Origin of the sequence: Paraburkholderia bryophila, assembly GCF_013409255.1 — a bacterium.
Classification (GTDB): Bacteria; Pseudomonadota; Gammaproteobacteria; order Burkholderiales; family Burkholderiaceae; genus Paraburkholderia.
Map to the genome: position 1 here is coordinate 1,568,517 of NZ_JACCAS010000001.1, position 16,306 is coordinate 1,584,822.

Genomic DNA, 16,306 nt, shown 5'->3' on the forward strand with positions numbered 1-16,306 from the left:
GAGCCACTGCACTATTGCAGCGGTTCCTTCAAGGCAGCCGGGACCGGCAGCGGCATCACTTCGATGCCTTCTTCGACCAAGGCTTTCGCATCTTCGGGTGTCGTGACACCGCGAATATTGCGTGCCGGCGCTTCGTTGTAGTGAATGCGCCGTGCTTCCTCGGCGAAGCGGTCGCCCACGTTCTCAGTTTTTTCCAGTACCTCGCGCAACGCTCGCATGACACGCGCCTGCATGTCACCCGCAGCCGCTGGTGCCTTCGCCTCCGTCGCACCCGATAAATTCAGGCGCGGGGCCGACGGCAAACGGCTTACTTCGTTCGCACCGCAAATTGGACATTCGACCAGCTTGCGGGACTGCTGCGACTCGAAGTCTTCAGCCGAAGCGAACCAGCCTTCGAACCGATGGCCATGCGGACACTGTAAATCGAGGACCTTCATATGGAATCAGGGCTTGCGTGCCAGTTTAGCGCAAAACATAAATTTGTGAACGGTCGTTCGCAAAACTATTGCGAACCACCCGCCGACGCCGGACGCTCAGGGCAAATCAAACGCGGTGGGCGATTTTAACGCTTTGCGCAAAGGGCCGCCGAAGGTCGCCTGATTGGAAAATGACGTGACGCTCGAACGTTGAATCAGCCGGGGAGTTGCGTTCGGTCAGCATCTTCGCACACTGACCGTGGCGCTACGCCACCAGGCATTCGAGTTGGCGGTTAAGCCGCGGCTCGAGTTCGCGCGCTCCTTTGGCGAGGTTGATCTGCTTGGCCGACTTCGCAACGTCAAACACGTTTGCCCTGATGTCATAGCCACCGCGCGCTGTCAGCCAGGCCAGGATGTCCGACAAATGCCAGACCGACGCACTGCCTTCGTGGACCGGCGGCGGGAAGTCGATTGCGTGGCTCAGCATCAGCTTGCGCATGTTCTGTCGCGACACGCCGGCGACCTCGGCGACGTCGGTAAGGCCGACGAAATCCGGGCCGGCTTCGACGAGGCGAGCAGACGGCACCGCGCGCTTGACGTCTTCGAGTGCGCTGACGAGCGCGGCGAACGCGGACACGCCTTCACGCGAAAAGAACAAAGCCATGCGACCCGGTTGCCCCACGCCGACCGTGGCGTCGTCGCAACCCGCCTCGCCCAACCGCTCGACGATGGCGTCGAGATCGCTGTCTTCAGCAGCGAGCCGGTACTTCAGGATGAACACATATTCCATACGTTACTCCTACCTTCATTCGGCCTGAACTTTCGTTCCGCAGCGCTATGCGCTACCGCTGGGCCGTGCAATTGTCGACAATGCGCCTGAGATGTCTGGCATGGTTGCCGGGGTTCCTGGGCGTGCTCCAGACACTCGATATACAAAACTCTCCACAACGACATTCTGCGTCTTTGTAAGGACAGTATATTTTTCCCCACGCGTGCCCTTTACCACCGCTCTGAACACGCCAGCCGTTCGTTTCCGCATAGACCAGCGCGGCCTCGATCTCCTTCTTGGAGTGGGTTCCACGTTTCATCTATACCCTCCAATTTAGTGACTTAAAGCAAGGTTGTCAAGTGACAACTTTATGCCGTTCGCTCAAAACCAACCACCCTTCGATCCGTTCGTCATCCGAATCAATCTAGCCGATGAACATGACCGGAGAAGATCAATACTAGAGCGACGAGCGTCGTGAGGCGAGACTGGCGAATGGCATAGGACGGAGCGGCATTTTTTCAGACAACGGCCAGGCAACCCGTCTCGTCCGGCGTAAAAAAGCCCCTGCTGGTCGTAGACCAGCAGGGGCTTTTTTACGGATCCAGGCCGCTGCGCGTTTTCCCACGCGCCGGGCTAACTGCGCTACCGCGGCTGCGCAGTTGTTGGCCAGGCTCCCGACAACACTTTCTCCAGCCAGAACGTGCCGATCACCGTCTTCACGTCGGTGATCTTGCCGGTACGTATCCACTCCGACACGTCGGCAACGCTTGCTGTAAACAGTTCGAGGAACTCACCTTCATCGAGCTTGCGCTCACCCGCGCTCAAACCGCGCGCAAGGTAAATGTCGATGAACTCGGTCGAGTACGAAATGATCGGGTGAATGCGCGTCAGGTAGACGAATTCACGCGCTGTGTAGCCCGTTTCTTCCTGCAACTCGCGTTTCGCGCAAGCGAGCGCGCCTTCGTTCGCGTCGAGCTTGCCGGCCGGGTATTCGACCATGACCTTGCCCATCGGATAGCGATACTGGCTTTCCAGCAGTACACGGCCGTCGTCGAAAAGTGGAATCACCATGACGGCGCCCGGATGCTGAACGTATTCGCGCGTGGCCTGCTTGCCGTCCGGCAGGCGAACGGTATCGCATTTCAGCGTCAGAAACGGCCCTTGATAGATCGTTTTGCTCTCGACACAAGTCTCGGTGAGCGCGGCGTCGTGATTAGGAAGTTCAGCCATATGCGGACCTCGGGACAGCTTGGTGCGCGACGGCGAGACGCCGTCAGCGGCGTTTGACGAGATACTGGAAGGTAAAGCCGGGGAATGCGAACACGACGAACAAGGCGAACGTGATCGCGTAGAACTGCCAACCCTGCTCGAAGCGGTTACCCGCGCGCGCCTCGAGCAGAAAACCCAGCGCGCCGACCGCGAAGTACAGCACGATCAATTCGGCAATCCGGATCCAGGCGCTCTTCTTCACCGCTTTCAACGGCACGGCGGCGAAGAGGCGCTGATTCAGGAACGGCAGGTTGGCGCCAACCAGCGCCAACAACACGATAAACCAACCCGCAGCCGACATCAGAGCAGCAGCGTGTGCTGGATAGCCTGCAGGCAGGCTTTCAACAGCGGGTCCGGCACGAGGCCGAGCACCAGCACCGCCAGCCCGTTCAGCGCGAGCAGAGCGCGCGTGCTGGAGTCGGCGTGGATCGGTGCGGTGTCTACCGGGTCGTCGAAATACATCAGCTTGACGATACGCAGGTAGTAGAACGCACCGAACAGCGAGGTCATCACGGCCAACACCGTCAGCCAGGTCAGACCGGCGTTCATGGTGGCCTGCAGTACAGCGAGCTTCGCGTAGAAGCCGACCGCGGGCGGAATGCCGGCCAGCGAGAACATCATGACCATCATCACGAACGCGAACACCGGGCTGCGTTGATTCAGGCCCTTGAAGTCTTCGAGCGTGTCCGCTTCGAAATCGCGGCGCGCCAGCAGCATGATGACGCCGAACGTGCCCATCGTCGTAATCAGGTAGACGATGCTGTAGAACATCGCCGAGCCGTACGCGTTGGCCGCGCCGGTAGTCTTGTGGTCGACCACGCCGGAAAGCAGACCGAGCAGCACGAAGCCCATGTTCGAGATCGCCGAATACGCGAGCATCCGCTTGACGTTGCGCTGCACGATACCGGTGATGTTGCCGACGATCAGCGACAGCGCCGCCATAATCACCAGCATTTGCTGCCATTCGACCGCCAGCGGCAACAGACCCATCACGAGGAAGCGCAGGCCCCACGCGAACGCGGCAACCTTCGGACCGCCGCCGACCATCAGCGTCATTGCCGTCGGCGCGCCCTGATACACGTCAGGCACCCACATATGGAACGGCACCGCGCCCATCTTGAAGGCTACACCCGCCACGATAAAGATCACGCCGAACAGCAGCACGCTCGGGTCGTAGTGGCTCGTGCCGATCGCCTTGAACACTTCGTTCAGGTCGAGCGAACCGGTCGCGCCGTACAGCATCGAGATGCCGTACAACAGGAAACCGGAAGCCAGCGCGCCGAGCACGTAGTACTTCATCGCCGCTTCGTTCGACGGCGCCGCGTCACGACGCAGCGCGATCGCGCCGTACAGCGACAGCGACATCAGTTCCAGACCGAGATACAGCGTCAGGAAGTTGTTGCCCGAGATCATCACGAGCTGGCCGAGCAACGAGAACATGCCCAACAGGAAGAACTCGCCGCGGAACAGGCCGCGATCTTCGAGGTAACGGCGCGAATAGACGATCGATACGGCATAGCCGAGCGTCACCACCGCTTTCATCACGTTGGCGAACGGGTCCACCACGTACATGTGGCCGAAGTAGTAGCGCACTTGCGGGTCGAACGCGTTCATCGCAAACCAGATGCCGGCGATGAGCGTCGAGAAGAACGCAATGAAGTACGTGGTACGGCGACCGGCCTGGCCGACGAACGTGTCGTTGAGCCACGCGACGACAACGGCGAGCATCACCAGCGCGTCGGGCAACAGAGCAGTCATAGGGGCGTTTTGCATGGTCTTTAAATTCCTCCGCTCGGCGTTACTGAGGCAACGGCAGCTTTGACTGCGCAACGTGGGAGAGGAGGTTTTCCACGGATACGTGCATCACATCGGTAAAGGGCTTCGGATACAGGCCCATGAACAGCGTCAGTGCGGCAAGCACTGCCAGCATGAAAAATTCGCGACGGTTGATGTCGACAAGGCTCTTCACGTGATCGTTGGTGATCGCGCCGAAGTACACGCGCTTGTACATCCACAGCGTGTAGCCCGCGCCGAGAATCAGCGTGACTGCCGCGCCACCCGCGATCCAGAAGTTGTACTGGACGGAGGCCAGAATCACCATGAACTCGCCGACGAAACCGGAGGTGCCCGGCAAGCCGCAGTTCGCCATCGAGAACAGCATCACGAACGCGGCGAACTTCGGCATCACGTTGACGACACCGCCGTAATCGGCGATCTGGCGCGAGTGCATACGGTCGTACAGCACGCCGATACACAGGAACATCGCGCCCGACACGAAACCGTGCGAGATCATCTGCACGATCGCGCCTTCCACGCCGAGCTGGTTGAAGATGAAGAAGCCGAGCGTCACGAAACCCATGTGCGCGATCGACGAATACGCGACCAGCTTCTTCATGTCCGCCTGCACCATCGCCACGAGACCGATGTAGATCACCGCGATCAGCGACAGCGTGATGACGACCGGCGCGAGGAAGTGGCTGGCGTCCGGTGCGATGGGCAGCGAGAAGCGCAGGAAACCGTACGCGCCGAGCTTCAGCATGATCGCGGCCAGCACGACCGAGCCGCCAGTCGGCGCTTCCACGTGGGCGTCAGGCAACCACGTGTGGACCGGCCACATCGGCACCTTCACGGCGAACGCCATGAAGAACGCGATGAACAGTAACACCTGAGGCGTCATCCCGATCTGCGCGTGCTGCCACGTGGCGAGGTCGAACGTGCCGGTCTGGACGTACAGGTAAATCAGCGCGACCAGCATCAGCAGCGAGCCCATCAGCGTGTACAGGAAGAACTTGAACGCCGCGTACACGCGGTTCGCCCCACCCCACACGCCGATGATGATGTACATCGGAATCAGCGTCGCTTCGAAGAACACGTAGAACAGCATGCCGTCAGCCGAGCTGAACACGCCGACCATGATGCCCGACAGGATCAGGAACGCGGCCAGATACTGCGCGACGTTCTTCGTGATCACTTCCCACGCGGAGATCACGACGATCACCGTAATCAATGCAGTCAACACGACGAACCACATCGAGATGCCGTCGACACCCAGGTGATACGAAATGTTGAAACGCTCGATCCAGTTGGCCTTTTCGACGAACTGCAGATCGGCGGTGCTCGAATCAAAACCCGTGATCAGCGGGATCGTCGCGATGAAGCTGACGACCGAACCGATCAGCGCAACCCAGCGCGCAGGCGCCGGGTTCTTGTCGGAACCGATAGCCAGAACCAGCAGGCCAACAAGGATCGGTAACCAGATTGCGATACTGAGAATCGGATAAGCGTGCATTAGTGTCCCTCGCCTTATTTGCCGCCGAGCGTTACAAACAGGGTCAGGAGCCCCAACATGCCGATAATCATGGCAAACGCGTAGTGGTAGATATAGCCGGATTGAAGGAAGCGGATTACGCCGGCGAACCAGCCGATAAAGCGTGCGCTTCCGTTGACGATACCGTCGATCACCACGACGTCGCCTTCCTTCCAGAGGCCACGGCCAATGGCCACGGCGCCCCGCGCGAACACGACTTCGTTGATCTTGTCCATGTAGTACTTGTTATCGAGCAACGTGTAGATCGGGCCGAACGCGCGCTTGATGACAGCCGGCAGGTCCGGGCGAACGATGTACAGGAACCACGCCACCACGACACCCGCGAGCGCCAGCCAGACCGGCAGACCCGAAACCGAGTGCAGACCCATCGACGCCCAGCCGTGGAACTCTTCGGCCATCTCGGAAACCGCCGGATGGTTTGCGCCGATGAAGATCACCTTGTCGAACGCCACGCCATGCTGGAAAAAATCGCCGAACAGCATCGGACCGACGCCGATCGCACCGATCACCACCGACGGAATCGCGAGCAGCACCAGCGGCAGCCATACCACCCACGGCGTTTCATGCGGCTCGTGAGCGTGGTCGTCGTGACCGTGCGTGTCGTCGTGGCCATGGCCGTGGCCGTGTGCGTCGTGAGCATCATGCGCGTGCGCGGCGGCTTCGATACCCATCGGCGATTCCGGATGCTTCGGACCGCGGAAGCGCTCCTTGCCGTGGAACACCAGGAAGTACATACGGAACGAATACAGTGCCGTGACGAACACGCTCGCCACCACCGCGAAGTACGCGAAACCCGAGCCCGGCAGATTCGACAGCTTCACCGCGTCGATGATCGAGTCTTTCGAGTAGAAGCCCGAGAAGAACGGCGTACCGATCAGCGCCAGTGACCCGACCAGCGACGTGATCCACGTGATCGGCATGTACTTGCGCAGGCCGCCCATGTTGCGGATGTCCTGATCGTGGTGCATGCCGATGATCACCGACCCCGCGCCGAGGAACAGCAGCGCCTTGAAGAACGCGTGCGTCATGAGGTGGAACACGGCGACCGAATACGCCGACGCGCCGAGCGCGACCGTCATGTAGCCGAGCTGCGACAGCGTGGAATACGCCACCACCCGCTTGATGTCGTTCTGGATGATGCCGAGGAAGCCCATGAACAGCGCGGTAATCGCACCAATCACCATGACGAACGACAGCGCCGTATCCGACAGTTCGAACAGCGGCGACATACGCGTGACCATGAAGATACCGGCCGTCACCATGGTTGCCGCGTGAATCAGCGCGGAAATCGGCGTCGGGCCTTCCATCGAATCCGGCAGCCACACGTGCAGCGGGAATTGCGCCGACTTACCCATCGCGCCGATGAAAAGGCAGATGCAGGCCACCGTCAGTAGACCCCAATCCGTACCCGGAAAGCTCAAGGCCGCGAGTTCGGTGCGCTTTGCGAAGACGTCGCCGTAGTTCATCGAACCGGCGAACGCGAACAGCAGGCCGATACCCAGCAGAAAGCCGAAGTCGCCGATGCGGTTCACGATAAACGCCTTCATGTTCGCGTAGATCGCGGTCGGGCGCGTGTAGTAGAAACCGATCAGCAGGTACGACACCAGGCCCACCGCTTCCCAGCCGAAGAACAGCTGCAGGAAGTTGTTGCTCATCACGAGCATCAACATCGAGAACGTGAACAGCGAGATGTACGAGAAGAAGCGCTGGTAGCCGTCGTCGTCGGCCATGTAGCCGATCGTGTAGATGTGCACCATCAGCGACACGAAGGTCACCACGCACATCATCATGGCCGTCAGCGAGTCGACCAGGAAGCCGACTTCGAAATTCGTTTTACCGATCGTCATCCATTGGTAGATGGTCGCGTTGAAGCTCGCGCCGTCCATCACCTGGAAGAACACCACGGCCGACAGGACGAACGCGATCGCGACGCCGAGGATCGTGACCGAATGCGCACCGGCTCGTCCTACCGCTTTTCCGAACAGCCCTGCGATCAGGGAACCGGCCAGCGGTGCCAGCGGGATCGCCAGCAGCAGGTTTTCATTGAGTATCGTGGACATAACCGCTTTTCCTGAAATTAACCTTTGAGCTGATCGAGATCCTCGACATTGATCGTGTCGAGGCTACGGAACAGGGTCACCAGAATTGCGAGGCCGATCGCCGCTTCCGCCGCCGCTACCGTCAGCACGAAGAAAACGAAGATCTGGCCATGCACGTCGCCGAGGTAATGCGAGAACGCGACGAAATTGGTGTTCACCGCCAGCAGCATCAGTTCGATCGCCATCAGGATGATGATCACGTTGCGGCGGTTCAGGAAAATGCCGACGATGCTGATCGCAAACAGGATCGCGCCGAGGACAAGGTAATGGGCAAGGGTCAACATGATTTCTATCTCCTGTCCGCTCAGCTGTTCTTGGCCGCTGCCGAGTCGGCTGCTGCTGCCGCCGCTGCTGTTGCTGCAGCCGCGGCTTCTTCCGCCGCGACGGTTGCCGCGGTCTTTTCCGACTTCATCTTCACGATACGCACACGGTCCTTGGCACGCACCTTGACCTGTTCGCTGACGTTCTGGCGTTTGCTGTCTTTCTTATGGTTCGTGGTCAGCGCGACTGCCGCGATGATTGCGACCAGCAGCACGAGGCCGGCGACTTCGAACGCGAAGATGTAATCGGTGTAGATCACCTTGCCGATCAGGCGGGTGTTCGACCAGTCGCCCATGCCATTCGCAGCGGCCGTGGTGTCGCGCAGCGCGGTGGCGGTCGCGCCGTAACCGTGCCACAGGATCAGCGCGGTTTCGATCACGATGATCGCGCCCACCAAAGTGGCCATCGGCACGAAGCGTTTGAAGTCTTTTCGCAGCACGTCGACATTGATGTCCAGCATCATCACGACGAACAGGAACAGCACCATCACCGCGCCGACGTAGACCAGCACCAGCAGGATCGCAAGAAACTCGGCTTCGAGCAGCATCCAGATCGCGGCTGCGTTGAAGAACGCCAGCACCAGAAACAGTGCGGACGATACCGGGTTGCGCGAGGTGATCACCTTCAGCCCTGAAACCACCAGGAACAGCGCGAAGATGTAGAACAGTACGGTCGTGAATTCCATGATTACCGGTTCATCGTTAGGCCATCGTCAGGCATTGTTCTTTGGCACGCGGGGTTGGCCGGACGGACAAGCCGTCAGAACAACCACACAGGTGCGCCGTGCCGCGGCGTTCAAACCGCGGCGCCCGGCCCGACAACAGGCCGTTTTGCTCATGCATTTACTGCCGCATTGACTGCTTCAACTGAAAACTGCAAATGAAGCGTTTCAACGATACGGTGCGTCGGCTGCCTTGTTCGCGGCGATCTCTGTTTCGTAACGATCGCCAACGGCCAGCAGCATGTCTTTCGTGAAATACAGATCGCCACGTTTTTCGCCGTGATACTCGAGAATGTGCGTTTCGACGATCGAATCGACCGGGCAGCTCTCTTCGCAGAAACCGCAGAAGATGCACTTGGTCAGGTCGATGTCGTAACGCGTCGTGCGGCGCGTATTGTCCGCACGCGTTTCCGATTCGATCGTGATCGCGAGCGCCGGGCACACCGCTTCGCACAGCTTGCAGGCGATGCAGCGCTCTTCGCCGTTTTCATAACGGCGCAGCGCATGCAGGCCTCGGAAACGCGGCGAGATAGGGGTCTTCTCTTCCGGGAACTGCACGGTCACCTTGCGCTTGAACGTATAACGTCCGGTCAGTGCGAGGCCCTTCAGCAGTTCCGTCAGGAAGAAGGTCTTGAAAAAGTTTTGGATTGCGGTCATGGGTTCATCCGCCCTTTATTTCCAGATATTCAACGGCGACATGATCCAGAAGCCGACCACCACCAGCCACACCACGCAGACCGGAATGAAAACCTTCCAGCCCAGACGCATGATCTGGTCATAGCGATAGCGCGGGAATGTGGCGCGCGCCCAGATGAACACCGACAACAGCAGGAAAACCTTGAAGACGAGCCAGAAGATGCCCGGGATAAACGACAGGAACCCGAACGGAGCGCTCCAGCCTCCAAGGAACAATGTTGCAGCCAACGCCGAGATCACGATCATGTTGATGTACTCGCCGAGGAAGAACAGCGCGAACGCCATCCCCGAGTAATCAATCATGTGGCCCGCGACGATTTCCGACTCCCCTTCCACCACGTCGAACGGGTGACGGTTCGTTTCGGCGATGCCCGAGATGAAGTACACGACGAACATCGGCAGCAGCGGCAGCCAGTTCCACGACAGGAAGTTCAGGCCGTGCGAAGCGAAGAAGCCGTGTTCCTGCGAATTGACGATGCCCGACAGGTTCAGCGTGCCGGCGGTCATCAGCACGACGACGAGCGCGAAGCCCATCGAGATTTCGTACGAGACCATCTGCGCCGCGGCGCGCATCGCGCCGAGGAACGCGTATTTCGAATTCGACGCCCAACCCGCCAGAATCACGCCGTACACGCCGATCGACGAAATCGCCATGGCGTACAGCAGACCCGCGTTGATGTCGCCGAGCACCGCGCCCGCCTGGAACGGAATCACCGCCCAGACCGCGAAGGCCGGCACCACCACCATGATCGGCGCGATCAGGTAGATCCAGCGGCTGGCTTGCGCCGGCTGAATCACTTCTTTCAGCAGCAGCTTCAGCACGTCGGCGATCGGCTGCAGAAGACCTGCGGGGCCGACGCGGTTCGGGCCGAGACGCACGTGCATCCAGCCGATCAGCTTACGCTCCCAGAGAATCAGGTAAGCCACGCACAGCAGGATCACGACGGCCACCACCAGGATGCGCACCAGTGCCCACACCGTGGGCCATGCCACACCGAGAAGCTGGGTGCCGCCCGAGTTGATCGTATCGAACAAGCTCATTTACGCCTTCTCCACCAGCAGTTCACCGAACAGGCTGCCCAGCGCTGCACCGGCAGGCGTAGCCGCCGATACGCGGACGACCGTCTCCGCAAGATTCGCGTCGCGCACGGCCGGCAACTGCACCGATTGCTCGCCCTGGCGCACGCGCACTGCGTCACCTTCCTTCAAACCCAGCTTGTCGAACAACCCGGCCGGCAGACCGACCGAGTTCGCCGCACGCGACGCCGCCGTCAGATGCAGCGATTCAGCGCGACGCACGAGCGCGTCGGCGTGATAGATCGGCACGTTCGCGATGCGCTCGAACTGGCCTTCCGCTGCCTTGACTGCCTTGCCGCGCGCGACCGTAGCACCGGTCTGGTTCGACAGACGCGAGGTCAATGCACCGTCACCGAGCGCTGCCGTGCGGACTTCTTCCGACGTGTCGAATTCAAAACCCGGCACGCCCAGCAGGCTGCCCAGCACGCGCAACACCTTCCATGCCGGACGCGTGTCGCCGAGCGGACGCACGACGCCGTTGAACGACTGCACCGTGCCTTCGGCATTGACGAACGTACCGGACGTTTCCGTGAACGGCGCGATCGGCAGCAACACGTCGGCGTAGTCGGCACCCGTCTGGAACGGCGACATCACGACAACCATCTCAGCCCGGTTGAGCGCGGCCAAAGCCTGCGCCGGATTGGCCGTGTCGAACTCCGGCTCGACGTTCAGCAGCAGATAACCCTTGCGCGGCTGCTCGAATACTTCGCGAGCGTTCAGACCGCCTTGGCCAGGCAGCGCGTTCACCAGATGCGCGCCAACCGTGTTGGCCGTTTCCGTGAGGAAACCCAGCGTCGCACCGGTCGCGTCCGCGATCCATTGCGCTGCGGCGTGAATGACAGCGAAATCCGGATGACGCACCGCCGCGTTGCCCAACAGCACGAGGCGGCTTTGGCCGGTGCTGAGCGACTTCGCGACCTGCTTGTTGGCGTCGGTGGGCTGCGTGCCGGCGAAAGCTTCCGGCAGTGCCACACCCTTCGCTTCCGACACCGCGCCCGCGATACCCGCCAACGCGTCGAGCCATGCCGACGGTGCGGCGACCACGCGTTGCGCTTGCGGAATCAGCGCGTCGTCGTTCGTGGCCTGCACGAGCGTGAGCTTCGCGCCGTTCTTCGCGGCTTGCCGCAGACGCGCGGCGAACAGCGGATGGTCGCGGCGCAGATCCGAGCCGATCACCAGTGCGGCGTCGACATTCGACAACTCGGCGATGCTCGTGCCAAGCCACGGTGCACCGTTCACCGGTGCCGAGAAATCCGACTGACGCAGACGGAAGTCGACGTTCGGCGTGCCGACCGCTTGCGCCAGTTGCTTCAACAGGAACAGTTCTTCGACCGTGCTGTGCGCGCTACCGAGTACGGCCAGCGCATCCGCGCCGTGGTCGCCCTTGATGCCCTTCAAACCCTTGACCACATAGTCAAGCGCGGTTTGCCAGTCGGTCTCGATCCATTTGCCGTCTTGCTTGAGCATAGGCTGCGTCAAGCGCTCGGGGCTGTTCAGGCCTTCGTACGAGAAGCGGTCCTTGTCCGAAATCCAGCACTCATTGATGGATTCGTTTTCGAACGGCAGAACCCGCATCACGCGGTTGTTCTTCACTTGCACCACGAGGTTCGCGCCGACGGAATCGTGCGGGCTCACCGACTTGCGGCGCGACAGTTCCCACGTGCGGGCGCTGTAACGGAACGGCTTGCTGGTCAGCGCGCCGACCGGGCACAGATCGATCATGTTGCCCGACAGTTCCGAATCCACCGTCTTGCCGACGAACGACGTGATTTCCGAATGCTCGCCGCGGCCCAGCATGCCGAGTTCCATCACGCCGGCCACTTCCTGGCCGAAACGAACGCAACGCGTGCAGTGAATGCAACGCGACATTTCTTCCATCGAGATCAGCGGGCCGACGTTCTTGTGGAACACCACGCGCTTTTCTTCGCTGTAGCGCGATGCCGACTTGCCGTAGCCCACGGCCAGATCCTGCAACTGACACTCGCCGCCCTGGTCGCAGATCGGGCAATCGAGCGGGTGGTTGATCAGCAGGAATTCCATCACGGCTTGCTGGCCCTTCACCGCCTTGTCCGACTTGGTGCGCACGATCATGCCGGCCGACACCGGCGTGGCACATGCGGGCACGGCCTTCGGCATCTTTTCGACGTCGACCAGACACATCCGGCAGTTGGCCGCAATCGACAGCTTCTTGTGATAGCAGAAGTGAGGAATGTACGTGTCGACCTTATGCGCAGCCTGGATCACCATGCTGCCTTCAGGTACCTCTACTTTCTTGCCGTCTATTTCAAGTTCAACCATGATGGTCAATCTTCCTTAACCTGTTACCGCTCAATCGTTCGCCCGGTTCACCGCCCGTTTCAGGCGATGAATCCCGCGGATGACGTGTTCTTGTGCGCGCTTAGGTGCGTACTAAGCCGCTACGGTTTCCGACGCCGCCGCTGCGCCGGCGTGACCGCCGACGAGGCAATGCTTGTGGGCGACGTGATATTCGAATTCGTCCCAGTAGTGCTTGAGCATGCCGCGAACCGGCATGGCCGCCGCATCGCCGAGCGCGCAAATCGTGCGACCCATGATGTTTTCAGCGACCGAGTTCAGCAGATCCAGATCTTCCGGACGACCGAGCCCATGCTCGATACGATGCACGACGCGGTAGAGCCAGCCCGTGCCTTCGCGGCAAGGCGTGCATTGACCGCACGATTCTTCGTAATAGAAGTACGACAGACGCAGCAGCGAGCGCACCATGCAACGCGTCTCGTCCATCACGATGACCGCGCCCGAACCGAGCATCGAGCCTTGCTTGGCGATCGAGTCGTAGTCCATGTCGGTCTGCATCATGATGTCGCCCGGAATCACCGGCGCCGACGAACCACCAGGAATCACGGCCTTGATCTTCTTGCCGCCGCGCATGCCGCCGGCCAGTTCCATCAGCGTCGAGAACGGCGTGCCGAGCGGAATTTCATAGTTGCCCGGACGTTCGACGTCGCCGGCGACCGAGAAAATCTTCGTGCCGCCGTTGTTCGGCTTGCCGATTTCGAGGTAATTCTGCGGACCGACTGCGAGCAGGAACGGCACTGCGGCAAACGTCTCGGTGTTGTTGATCGTGGTCGGCTTGCCGTACACACCGAAGCTCGCCGGGAACGGCGGCTTGAAGCGCGGCTGGCCTTTCTTGCCTTCCAGCGACTCGAGCAGCGCGGTTTCTTCGCCGCAGATATAGGCGCCGTAACCGTGGTGCGCATGCAATTCGAACGAGAAGCCCGAACCCATGATGTTCTCGCCGAGGAACCCGGCGCGGCGAGCCTCTTCCAACGCTGCTTCAAAGCGTTTGTAGGTTTCCCAGATTTCGCCGTGAATGTAGTTGTAGCCGACCGTGATGCCCATCGCGTACGCGCCGATGGCCATGCCTTCGATCAGCGAATGCGGATTGAAGCGCAGGATGTCGCGGTCTTTGAACGTGCCCGGTTCGCCTTCGTCCGAATTGCAGACGAGGTATTTCTGGCCGGGGAACTGACGCGGCATGAAGCTCCACTTCAGACCGGTCGGGAAGCCCGCACCGCCACGGCCGCGCAGACCCGACGCCTTGACGTCGCCGATCACCTGCTCGGGCGGAATTTTTTCTTCGAGAATACGGCGCAGCTGGGCGTAACCGCCGCGCGCCACGTAGTCTTCGAGATGCCAGTTGTCGCCGTTCAGGCCGGCGAGAATCAGCGGTTTGATGTGACGATCGTGTAAAGACGTCATTTTGAAAGTTCCTCGAGCAGCTGGTCGATCTTCGCGCGGCTCATGAAGCTGCACATGCGATGGTTGTTCACCAGCATCACCGGCGCGTCGCCGCACGAACCCATGCACTCACCCTCTTTCAGGGTGAACTTGCCGTCGGCCGTGGTTTCGCCGAAGTCGATGCCGAGCTTCTGCTTCAGATAGTCAGCCGCGTTGTCCGCACCGCCGTCCGGGCCGAGCTGGCACGGCAGGTTCGTGCAGAGCGTGATCTTGTATTTGCCGACCGGCGCAGTCTCGTACATCGTGTAGAAGGTAGCGACCTCCTGCACGGCGACTGCCGGCATGCCGAGATAGTCCGCGACGAACTGCATGAGTTCGGGCGACAGCCAGCCATGCTCTTCCTGAGCAGTAGCCAGCGCCGACATCACGGCGGACTGTTTCTGATCGGCGGGATACTTCGCGATCGCACGATCGATTTCTTTCAGGCCTTCAGCTGAGATCATTTTCAGACACGACTCTTTCAATTCCTACCGAACGAAAACCCGTCGCTCACTCATGCTGCGACAGACCCGGCGTTCCTTTGCTTGACGCGCGCTTCGGTGCAAGCTGAAGACGCGCGGCGATGAATACGTCCTAGCGATCTACTTCGCCGAACACGATGTCCTGCGTACCGATGATCGTCACGGCGTCGGCGATCATGTGACCGCGTGCCATTTCATCGAGCGTGGACAGGTGCGCATAACCCGGCGCGCGAATCTTCAGGCGATACGGCTTGTTCGCGCCGTCCGAGATCAGGTAGATACCGAACTCGCCCTTAGGATGCTCGACTGCGGCGTACGCCTCGCCTTCCGGCACATGGAAGCCTTCCGTGAAGAGCTTGAAGTGGTGAATCAGCTCTTCCATGTTCGACTTCATGCCGACACGCGACGGCGGCGCAACCTTGTGATTGTCGACCATCACCGGACCCGGATTCTTGCGCAGCCACTCAATGCACTGTTTCACAATCCGCGTGGATTGGCGCATTTCTTCGACGCGAACCAGATATCGGTCATAACAGTCGCCATTAACGCCGACCGGAATGTCGAAATCGAGCTTGTCGTAGACTTCGTACGGTTGCTTCTTGCGCAGGTCCCACTCGATACCCGAGCCGCGCAACATCGCGCCGGTCATACCGAGGTTCAACGCACGTTCCGGAGTGACCACGCCGATACCGACCAGACGCTGCTTCCAGATCCGGTTGTCGGTGAGCAGTGTTTCGTACTCGTCGACGCACTTCGGAAAACGCGTAAAGAAATCGTCGATGAAGTCGAGCAGCGAACCCTGGCGGTTCTCGTTCATCTTCGACAAGGCCTTCGCATTGCGAATCTTCGAGGCCTTGTACTGCGGCATGGCTTCCGGCAGATCGCGATACACGCCGCCCGGACGGTAGTACGCCGCGTGCATGCGTGCGCCGGACACCGCTTCGTACACGTCCATCAGATCTTCGCGCTCGCGGAACGCATACAGAAACACCGCCATCGCGCCGACGTCGAGTGCGTGGGCGCCGATCCACATCAGGTGGTTCAGCACGCGCGTCACTTCGTCGAACAGCACGCGGATGTATTTCGCGCGGATCGGCACGTCGATGCCGAGCAACTTTTCGATCGCCATCACGTAGCCGTGCTCGTTGACCATCATCGACACGTAATCGAGACGGTCCATGTACGGCACGGACTGGATGAAGGTTTTGGTTTCCGCGAGCTTTTCAGTCGCGCGATGAAGCAGACCGATGTGCGGATCGGCGCGCTGGATGACTTCGCCGTCGAGCTCGAGCACGAGGCGCAGCACACCGTGCGCTGCCGGATGCTGTGGGCCGAAGTTGAGCGTGTAGTTTTTGATCTCTGCCATGGCGTT

Annotated in this window: 16 protein-coding genes; all 16 read right to left on the minus strand. The window is 60.4% G+C overall.

Annotated elements, in window-relative coordinates:
- Positions 1–11: 11 nt before the first annotated feature.
- Positions 12–437 (minus strand): DUF1178 family protein, encoded by a 426-nt coding sequence (locus GGD40_RS07015; RefSeq protein WP_179705860.1) that lies wholly within the window; start codon positions 435–437, stop codon positions 12–14.
- Between the two features lie 244 nt (positions 438–681).
- Positions 682–1,206, minus strand: coding sequence for a helix-turn-helix transcriptional regulator (locus tag GGD40_RS07020; RefSeq protein ID WP_179743213.1), 525 nt, complete (start codon positions 1,204–1,206; stop codon positions 682–684).
- A 52-nt stretch (positions 1,207–1,258) separates the two neighbouring features.
- The gene (locus tag GGD40_RS36850; protein ID WP_081935907.1) at positions 1,259–1,504 is read right to left on the minus strand and encodes a hypothetical protein; all 246 of its coding nucleotides are present in this window, start codon (positions 1,502–1,504) and stop codon (positions 1,259–1,261) included.
- 323 nt (positions 1,505–1,827) lie between these two features.
- Complete coding sequence (locus tag GGD40_RS07025; protein WP_179743214.1) at positions 1,828–2,415, minus strand: NUDIX domain-containing protein; 588 nt, start codon at positions 2,413–2,415, stop codon at positions 1,828–1,830.
- A gap of 43 nt (positions 2,416–2,458) precedes the next feature.
- On the minus strand, positions 2,459–2,755 hold the full coding sequence (locus GGD40_RS07030; protein WP_111930369.1) for a DUF2818 family protein: 297 nt from the start codon (positions 2,753–2,755) through the stop codon (positions 2,459–2,461).
- A complete protein-coding gene (gene nuoN, locus GGD40_RS07035) occupies positions 2,755–4,227 on the minus strand; it encodes an NADH-quinone oxidoreductase subunit NuoN (protein ID WP_179743215.1) in 1,473 nt (490 codons plus the stop codon). The genes GGD40_RS07030 and nuoN overlap by 1 nt, the downstream gene beginning before the upstream one ends.
- 25 nt (positions 4,228–4,252) lie before the next feature.
- A complete protein-coding gene (locus tag GGD40_RS07040; RefSeq protein WP_179705868.1) occupies positions 4,253–5,743 on the minus strand; it encodes an NADH-quinone oxidoreductase subunit M in 1,491 nt (496 codons plus the stop codon).
- Between the two features lie 14 nt (positions 5,744–5,757).
- Complete coding sequence (gene nuoL, locus GGD40_RS07045) at positions 5,758–7,842, minus strand: NADH-quinone oxidoreductase subunit L (protein ID WP_179743216.1); 2,085 nt, start codon at positions 7,840–7,842, stop codon at positions 5,758–5,760.
- Positions 7,843–7,859: 17 nt separating this feature from the next.
- Positions 7,860–8,165: an NADH-quinone oxidoreductase subunit NuoK gene (gene nuoK / locus GGD40_RS07050; protein WP_006052894.1), complete on the minus strand. Its 306-nt coding sequence runs from the start codon at positions 8,163–8,165 to the stop codon at positions 7,860–7,862.
- A 20-nt stretch (positions 8,166–8,185) separates the two neighbouring features.
- Entirely contained in the window at positions 8,186–8,887 is a 702-nt protein-coding gene (locus tag GGD40_RS07055) for an NADH-quinone oxidoreductase subunit J (protein ID WP_179705872.1), read from the minus strand.
- 204 nt (positions 8,888–9,091) lie between these two features.
- Positions 9,092–9,580 carry an NADH-quinone oxidoreductase subunit NuoI gene (gene nuoI, locus GGD40_RS07060; protein ID WP_179705874.1) on the minus strand — a complete coding sequence of 163 codons (489 nt, stop codon included), beginning with the start codon at positions 9,578–9,580 and terminating at the stop codon, positions 9,092–9,094.
- 15 nt (positions 9,581–9,595) lie between these two features.
- Positions 9,596–10,660 carry an NADH-quinone oxidoreductase subunit NuoH gene (nuoH, locus tag GGD40_RS07065; RefSeq protein WP_035551759.1) on the minus strand — a complete coding sequence of 355 codons (1,065 nt, stop codon included), beginning with the start codon at positions 10,658–10,660 and terminating at the stop codon, positions 9,596–9,598.
- Positions 10,661–12,994, minus strand: coding sequence for an NADH-quinone oxidoreductase subunit NuoG (gene nuoG / locus GGD40_RS07070; protein ID WP_179743217.1), 2,334 nt, complete (start codon positions 12,992–12,994; stop codon positions 10,661–10,663). It abuts the gene before it with no gap.
- Positions 12,995–13,105: 111 nt separating this feature from the next.
- Entirely contained in the window at positions 13,106–14,434 is a 1,329-nt protein-coding gene (gene nuoF / locus GGD40_RS07075) for an NADH-quinone oxidoreductase subunit NuoF (RefSeq protein WP_179743218.1), read from the minus strand.
- Entirely contained in the window at positions 14,431–14,916 is a 486-nt protein-coding gene (gene nuoE / locus GGD40_RS07080) for an NADH-quinone oxidoreductase subunit NuoE (protein ID WP_179743219.1), read from the minus strand. Before nuoE ends, nuoF begins: the two co-directional genes overlap by 4 nt.
- Before the next feature lie 130 nt (positions 14,917–15,046).
- The gene (locus GGD40_RS07085; protein WP_035551767.1) at positions 15,047–16,300 is read right to left on the minus strand and encodes an NADH-quinone oxidoreductase subunit D; all 1,254 of its coding nucleotides are present in this window, start codon (positions 16,298–16,300) and stop codon (positions 15,047–15,049) included.
- Positions 16,301–16,306: the final 6 nt, after the last annotated feature.

Bases quoted from the DNA above. Each gene is read 5' to 3' on its own strand.
- GGD40_RS07015 (WP_179705860.1), bottom strand. From the start codon at position 437: ATGAAGGTCCTCGATTTACAGTGTCCGCATGGCCATCGGTTCGAAGGC.
- GGD40_RS07020 (WP_179743213.1), bottom strand. From the start codon at position 1,206: ATGGAATATGTGTTCATCCTGAAGTACCGGCTCGCTGCTGAAGACAGC.
- GGD40_RS36850 (WP_081935907.1), bottom strand. From the start codon at position 1,504: ATGAAACGTGGAACCCACTCCAAGAAGGAGATCGAGGCCGCGCTGGTC.
- GGD40_RS07025 (WP_179743214.1), bottom strand. From the start codon at position 2,415: ATGGCTGAACTTCCTAATCACGACGCCGCGCTCACCGAGACTTGTGTC.
- GGD40_RS07030 (WP_111930369.1), bottom strand. From the start codon at position 2,755: ATGTCGGCTGCGGGTTGGTTTATCGTGTTGTTGGCGCTGGTTGGCGCC.
- nuoN (WP_179743215.1), bottom strand. From the start codon at position 4,227: ATGCAAAACGCCCCTATGACTGCTCTGTTGCCCGACGCGCTGGTGATG.
- GGD40_RS07040 (WP_179705868.1), bottom strand. From the start codon at position 5,743: ATGCACGCTTATCCGATTCTCAGTATCGCAATCTGGTTACCGATCCTT.
- nuoL (WP_179743216.1), bottom strand. From the start codon at position 7,842: ATGTCCACGATACTCAATGAAAACCTGCTGCTGGCGATCCCGCTGGCA.
- nuoK (WP_006052894.1), bottom strand. From the start codon at position 8,165: ATGTTGACCCTTGCCCATTACCTTGTCCTCGGCGCGATCCTGTTTGCG.
- GGD40_RS07055 (WP_179705872.1), bottom strand. From the start codon at position 8,887: ATGGAATTCACGACCGTACTGTTCTACATCTTCGCGCTGTTCCTGGTG.
- nuoI (WP_179705874.1), bottom strand. From the start codon at position 9,580: ATGACCGCAATCCAAAACTTTTTCAAGACCTTCTTCCTGACGGAACTG.
- nuoH (WP_035551759.1), bottom strand. From the start codon at position 10,660: ATGAGCTTGTTCGATACGATCAACTCGGGCGGCACCCAGCTTCTCGGT.
- nuoG (WP_179743217.1), bottom strand. From the start codon at position 12,994: ATGGTTGAACTTGAAATAGACGGCAAGAAAGTAGAGGTACCTGAAGGC.
- nuoF (WP_179743218.1), bottom strand. From the start codon at position 14,434: ATGACGTCTTTACACGATCGTCACATCAAACCGCTGATTCTCGCCGGC.
- nuoE (WP_179743219.1), bottom strand. From the start codon at position 14,916: ATGATCTCAGCTGAAGGCCTGAAAGAAATCGATCGTGCGATCGCGAAG.
- GGD40_RS07085 (WP_035551767.1), bottom strand. From the start codon at position 16,300: ATGGCAGAGATCAAAAACTACACGCTCAACTTCGGCCCACAGCATCCG.